This is a genomic window from Pseudomonas baetica (genome assembly GCF_002813455.1).
GTDB classification, from domain to species: Bacteria; Pseudomonadota; Gammaproteobacteria; order Pseudomonadales; family Pseudomonadaceae; genus Aquipseudomonas; species Aquipseudomonas baetica.
The window spans coordinates 4,141,495-4,147,500 of sequence record NZ_PHHE01000001.1 but is presented as its reverse complement, the minus strand read 5'-3'; the positions used below and the strand labels follow the sequence as shown (position 1 = coordinate 4,147,500).

The window sequence follows — 6,006 nt, the reverse complement described above, 5'->3', positions numbered from 1 at the left end:
TCACCAGGCCCGCTTTATTAAGGACAGCTGCAATCGGCATATCCTCAGCAGAAGCCAACTCGATCTCCGGCAGATCATCCGGCAGCTCACCATCCTTCATGCGGTTGCCCGCCGCACGATGAGCATTGGCCGCAGCCTCCTCACCATGGAAACGCGCAACAATCTCTTCCGCCAACTTGATTTTGATGTCACGCGGATTGGCGCCAGCTTCCACATCAACACGCAAAGCATTGATCTCATCCATGGAGCGGAAGCTGAGCAATTCGAAGTAGCGCCACATCAGCGCATCCGGAATCGAAACCAGCTTGCTGTACATGACGCCCGGTGCTTCCTGAATACCGACATAGTTGCCCAACGACTTGGACATCTTCTTCACGCCATCCAGACCTTCGAGCAGCGGCATCGTCAGAATGCACTGCGCCTCTTGACCATAACCACGTTGCAGCTCACGCCCCATCAGCAAGTTGAACTTCTGATCGGTACCGCCCAACTCGACGTCCGCACGCAAAGCAACCGAGTCGTAACCCTGAACCAGCGGATAAAGGAACTCGTGAATAGCGATCGGTTGATTGGTCGTGTAACGCTTGTCGAAGTCATCGCGCTCAAGCATGCGAGCAACGGTGTATTGCGAAGTCAGGCGAATGAAGTCCGCCGGCCCCATCTGATCCATCCAGGTCGAGTTGAAGGCGACTTCGGTTTTCGCTGGGTCGAGAATTTTGAAGACCTGAGTCTTGTAAGTCTCAGCGTTTTCCAACACCTGCTCGCGAGTCAGTGGAGGTCGAGTGGCGCTCTTGCCGCTCGGATCACCAATCATCCCGGTGAAGTCACCTACAAGGAAGATCACCTGATGCCCCAGCTCCTGGAACTGGCGCAGCTTATTAATAAGCACGGTGTGACCCAAGTGCAGATCCGGAGCGGTCGGATCGAAACCAGCCTTGATACGCAGCGGCTGGCCGCGCTTGAGCTTCTCGATCAGCTCGGACTCGACCAATAGTTCTTCCGCACCACGTTTAATCAGCGCTAGCTGCTCTTCAACCGACTTCATAACAGACCCGCAAGGCTCAGATTCAAAGGGAACCAACCATACAAGATCGCGCACCAATTACAAGTTTTGCCCGGCGCACGGACACCAATCCACAGACGCGATGTCTGTAGACTTGCTTCAGAGATGATTTGGTTATATTTTATACAGTTATTTCATCTTCATCATGTCATTCATCTTTTCCAATTCATCACTTTTCAAAGTCAAAATTACTTATGACCACTGAACCGTCTAAAGCGCCACCGCTTTACCCGAAGACCCACCTGCTCGCCGCAAGTGGTATCGCCGCCCTTCTCAGCCTGGCGCTCCTGGTATTTCCTTCCAGTGATGTTGAAGCCAAAAAGACGACCCTGAGCCTTGAACTGGAAAGTCCTGCTGAACAACTGACACAAGATCAAGACGCTGCTGACGCCGCTCAAGCCACAAATGACCCAGTAGCCTCACCGTTTGCACAAATCGAAAACACAGAAGAAAACGCTCCGCAAACCGCAGAAGCAGCCCCTGCGCCCGCGCCTCTCGCGGAAAAGCCAAAAGCTCCAGGCCACCGCGAAGTTGTCGTTTCCAGGGGCGATACGCTCTCCACCCTGTTCGAGAAAGTAGGCCTGCCATCCGCAGCCGTGCATGAAGTACTGGCCAGCGACAAGCAAGCCAAGCAGTTCAGCCAGCTTAAGCACGGCCAGAAGCTCGAATTCGAACTGAACCCGCAAGGCCAGCTAACCAGCCTTCACAGCAAGGTCAGCGATGTTGAAACCATCACCCTGACCAAAAATGACAAGGGTTACGCTTTCAACCGGGTTACCGCAAAACCTACTGTTCGCACTGCCTACGTCCACGGTGTGATCAACAGCTCGTTGTCACAATCCGCCGCGCGTGCCGGCCTCTCGCACAGCCTGACCATGGATATGGCCAGCGTATTCGGCTACGACGTCGACTTCGCGCAGGACATCCGCCAGGGTGACGAATTTGACGTGATCTACGAACAGAAAGTGGTCAACGGTAGAGCCGTCGGTAACGGTCCGATATTGTCCGCCCGCTTCACCAACCGCGGCAAAACCTACACCGCAGTGCGCTACACCAACAAGCAGGGCAACAGCAGCTACTACACCGCCGACGGCAATAGCATGCGCAAGGCGTTCATCCGTACGCCGGTGGACTTCGCTCGCATCAGCTCGAAGTTCTCCATGGGCCGTAAACACCCGATCCTCAACAAAATCCGCGCCCACAAAGGCGTCGATTATGCAGCCCCACGCGGTACGCCGATCAAGGCTGCCGGTGACGGTAAAGTGCTGTTGGCCGGGCGCCGTGGCGGTTACGGCAATACTGTGATCATTCAACACGGCAACACTTACCGTACGCTGTACGGCCACATGCAAGGCTTCGCCAAAGGTGTGAAAACCGGCGGCACGGTCAAGCAGGGTCAAGTAATCGGTTACATTGGCACGACAGGCCTGTCCACCGGCCCGCACTTGCACTATGAGTTCCAGGTCAACGGTGTTCACGTTGATCCACTGGGCCAGAAGTTGCCAATGGCCGATCCGATTGCCAAGGCCGAACGCGCCCGCTTCCTGGCTCAAAGCCAGCCTTTGATGGCGCGCATGGATCAAGAGAAGGCCACCATGCTGGCCTCGAGCAAGCGCTAAGCCATGGCCCTGTATATCGGTGTGATGTCCGGAACCAGCCTCGACGGTCTGGACATCGCCCTGATCGAACAGAACTCGGCGATCAACCTGATCGCCACGCACTACATTCCCATGCCTGATTCCCTGCGCGCCGAGCTGCTTGGCTTGTGCGCCAGCGGCCCTGACGAGATCGCCCGCTCGGCGATTGCCCAGCAGAACTGGGTGAAGCTTGCCGCACAGGGCATTCACACCCTCCTCAATCAGCAAAACCTCAAACCTGAAGCCATTCACGCGATCGGCAGCCACGGTCAGACCATTCGCCATGAACCCGCTCGCGGTTTCACCGTACAGATTGGCAACCCTGCCCTGCTGACCGAGCTGACGGGGATAACAGTGGTGAGCGACTTCCGCAGCCGCGATGTCGCTGCTGGCGGTCAAGGCGCCCCTCTGGTGCCCGCCTTCCATGAGGCTTTGTTCGAAGAGCGTAGCGGTAACCAGGCGGTCTTGAATGTCGGCGGTTTCAGCAATCTCAGTCTGATAGAGACGACAAAGCCTGTAGCCGGTTTCGACTGCGGGCCGGGGAATGTGCTGATGGATGCCTGGATTCACCGACAACGCGGCGAAAACTACGATCGTGACGGCCAATGGGCAGCAACCGGGACTGTGGAGCCATCCCTGCTGAAGGCATTGCTCAGCGATCCGTTCTTCGTGACCAAAGGCCCGAAAAGTACCGGTCGAGAAGTCTTCAACCTGCCTTGGCTGGAGCAACACCTCTCACGCCTGCCAGCCTTCCCCGCTGAAAACGTACAGGCCACGCTGCTGGAGCTGACAGCGCTGACCATTGTCGAGTCGCTGCAAAGTGCTCAATCGGACACTCAAGAGCTGCTGGTCTGTGGTGGCGGTGCGCACAACGCCACGCTGATGAAGCGGCTGGCCGATCTGCTGCCGGACGCGAAGGTTGCCAGCACCGCCACCCATGGTGTTGATCCGGACTGGGTTGAAGCCATGGCGTTCGCCTGGCTGGCCCATTGCTGCCTCGAAGGTATCGCCGCCAACCGGCCGAGTGTCACTGGCGCCAGAGGCCTGCGCGTGCTCGGCGCCATTTACCCCAACTAAACAAAAACGCCGACAACAAAAAAACGCCGCAGAACCCAAGGCTCTGCGGCGTTTTATTGTATGCAGCGAAATGCGATCAGATCGAGAACGAAGACCCGCAACCACAGGTCGTGGTGGCGTTCGGGTTCTTGATCACGAAACGCGAACCTTCCAGACCTTCCTGGTAGTCCACTTCGGCACCCGCGAGGTACTGAAAGCTCATCGGATCAACCACCAGGCTCACGCCTTCGCGCTCGACGATGGTGTCGTCCTCGGCCACATCTTCATCGAAGGTGAAACCGTACTGAAACCCTGAACAACCGCCGCCCGTAACGAATACGCGCAGCTTCAAGCGATCATTCCCCTCTTCATCGACCAGGCTCTTCACCTTGTGCGCGGCACCGTGGGTGAATTGCAAAGCCGTGGGGGTGAAGGATTCGACGCTCATGCTGACTATCTCCCGGCGTTACGCCGCCATAATGCGTGATGACGCGCATTATCCGCTTGTCCGAGAAAATCGGTCAACTATTGTTACGGTATATCAATAAACCCGATCACCGGTTCTGAATGCAAAAAGGCCCGTTCAACGGGCCTTTTTGCTGTGCCGGATAAAGTGTTACGGCAGCATGCCGGCGTGGGACAGACCAAAACGTTCATCCAGCCCAAACAGGATGTTCATGTTCTGCACCGCCTGACCCGACGCGCCTTTGACCAGATTGTCGATCACCGACAACACCACCACCAGATCGCCATCCTGCGGACGGTGAACCGCGATACGGCAAACGTTGGCACCCCGCACACTACGAGTTTCCGGATGGCTGCCGGCCGGCATTACATCGACGAACGGTTCGTTGGCATAACGCTTTTCGAACAGCGCCTGCAGATCGACCGAGCGATCAACCACATTGGCGTAGAGCGTGGAATGAATGCCACGAATCATCGGGGTCAGATGCGGGACGAAAGTCAGACCAACATCCTTTCCCCCCGCCGCGCGGCGCAAGCCTTGGCGAATTTCCGGCAGATGACGGTGACCTTTCACCGCATAAGCTTTCATGCTTTCCGACGTCTCCGAGTACAGCGAGCCTACAGCCGCACCACGACCGGCACCGCTGACACCGGATTTGCAGTCGGCGATCAGACGCGAGGCATCGGCCAGACCCGCCTCAAGCAGCGGCAGGAAACCCAGTTGCGTAGCCGTCGGATAGCAACCCGGCACCGCGATCAGGCGAGCTTTCTTGATTTGCTCGCGATTGACTTCCGGCAGGCCATAGACCGCTTCGTCCAGCAACTCAGGCGCACCGTGTGGCTGACCGTACCACTTGGCCCACTCCTCGGCGTCTTGCAGACGGAAGTCCGCGGACAGATCGATGACCTTGGTGCCCGCCGCCAGCAATTCACCCGCCAGAGCGTGAGCCACACCGTGCGGCGTGGCGAAGAACACTACGTCGCAAGCACCGAGCGTCTTGATGTCCGGCACGCTGAAAGCCAGGCCGTCGTAGTGACCGCGCAGGTTAGGGTACATGTCAGCCACGGCCAGACCGGCCTCGGATCGGGAAGTGATGACTACCACCTCTGCCTGCGGATGCTGTGCCAAAAGACGCAGCAGTTCGACACCGGTGTAACCCGTGCCGCCGACGATACCGACCTTGACCATAAACCTGCCCTCAACGAACCCACTGGAAAGCCGTCGATAATAGGGGCCGCGCGGCCCTGCGACAACCGTCAAGGTGACGTGCGGACGCTCAAGCCTCTACTATCCCGACTACCGTGAACCTGGGAATAACTAAAATGCTCTATCTATGGATCAAAGCGTTTCACATCGTCAGCGTCGTCTGCTGGTTTGCCGGCCTGTTCTATCTGCCAAGACTGTTCGTTTATCACGCACAAAGTGAAGATACGGTCAGCAAAGAACGCTTCAGCGTCATGGAGCGCAAGCTGTATCGCGGCATCATGGGCCCGGCGATGATCGCCACGCTGATCTTCGGTGGCTGGCTGATCTATCTCAACCCGAGCCTCTTCAGCATGGGCGGCTGGATTCACGCCAAATTGACCCTCGTCGTCTTGCTGATCGGCTACCACCATATGTGCGGCGCGCAGGTAAAACGTTTCGCCCGTGGCGAGAACACCCGCAGCCATGTCTTTTATCGCTGGTTCAATGAAGTGCCGGTTCTGATATTGCTGGCTATCGTAATTCTGGTCGTGGTCAAACCGTTCTAACTTCAACAAACACAACACTTCGGGGTACCTCCA

Annotated in this window: 6 protein-coding genes (1 of these 6 only partly in view); 3 read left to right on the top strand and 3 right to left on the bottom strand. The window is 57.1% G+C overall.

Annotated elements, in window-relative coordinates:
- On the bottom strand, positions 1–1,045 hold the 5' portion of the coding sequence (tyrS, locus tag ATI02_RS19040) for a tyrosine--tRNA ligase (RefSeq protein ID WP_100847067.1). The gene continues 155 nt to the left of window position 1, outside the view; 1,045 of the gene's 1,200 nt are visible here — the first part of the coding sequence; it begins with the start codon at positions 1,043–1,045; the stop codon falls past the left edge of the window.
- Between the two features lie 212 nt (positions 1,046–1,257).
- Between tyrS and ATI02_RS19035 the strand changes: the two genes are divergently transcribed.
- Together ATI02_RS19035 and ATI02_RS19030 are read left to right on the top strand one after the other, a co-directional pair.
- Positions 1,258–2,682, top strand: coding sequence for a peptidoglycan DD-metalloendopeptidase family protein (locus ATI02_RS19035; protein WP_100847066.1), 1,425 nt, complete (start codon positions 1,258–1,260; stop codon positions 2,680–2,682).
- Positions 2,683–2,685: 3 nt separating this feature from the next.
- On the top strand, positions 2,686–3,777 hold the full coding sequence (locus ATI02_RS19030; protein ID WP_100847065.1) for an anhydro-N-acetylmuramic acid kinase: 1,092 nt from the start codon (positions 2,686–2,688) through the stop codon (positions 3,775–3,777).
- Positions 3,778–3,853: 76 nt separating this feature from the next.
- Here ATI02_RS19030 and erpA read toward each other — a convergent pair whose 3' ends face one another.
- Both erpA and argC read right to left on the bottom strand, forming a co-directional pair.
- Entirely contained in the window at positions 3,854–4,204 is a 351-nt protein-coding gene (gene erpA, locus ATI02_RS19025) for an iron-sulfur cluster insertion protein ErpA (RefSeq protein ID WP_008077999.1), read from the bottom strand.
- Between the two features lie 168 nt (positions 4,205–4,372).
- The gene (argC, locus tag ATI02_RS19020) at positions 4,373–5,410 is read right to left on the bottom strand and encodes an N-acetyl-gamma-glutamyl-phosphate reductase (protein WP_100847064.1); all 1,038 of its coding nucleotides are present in this window, start codon (positions 5,408–5,410) and stop codon (positions 4,373–4,375) included.
- Positions 5,411–5,544: 134 nt separating this feature from the next.
- Here argC and hemJ point away from each other — a divergent pair, with 134 nt between their 5' ends.
- On the top strand, positions 5,545–5,973 hold the full coding sequence (gene hemJ / locus ATI02_RS19015; protein ID WP_095191821.1) for a protoporphyrinogen oxidase HemJ: 429 nt from the start codon (positions 5,545–5,547) through the stop codon (positions 5,971–5,973).
- Positions 5,974–6,006 lie beyond the last annotated feature (33 nt).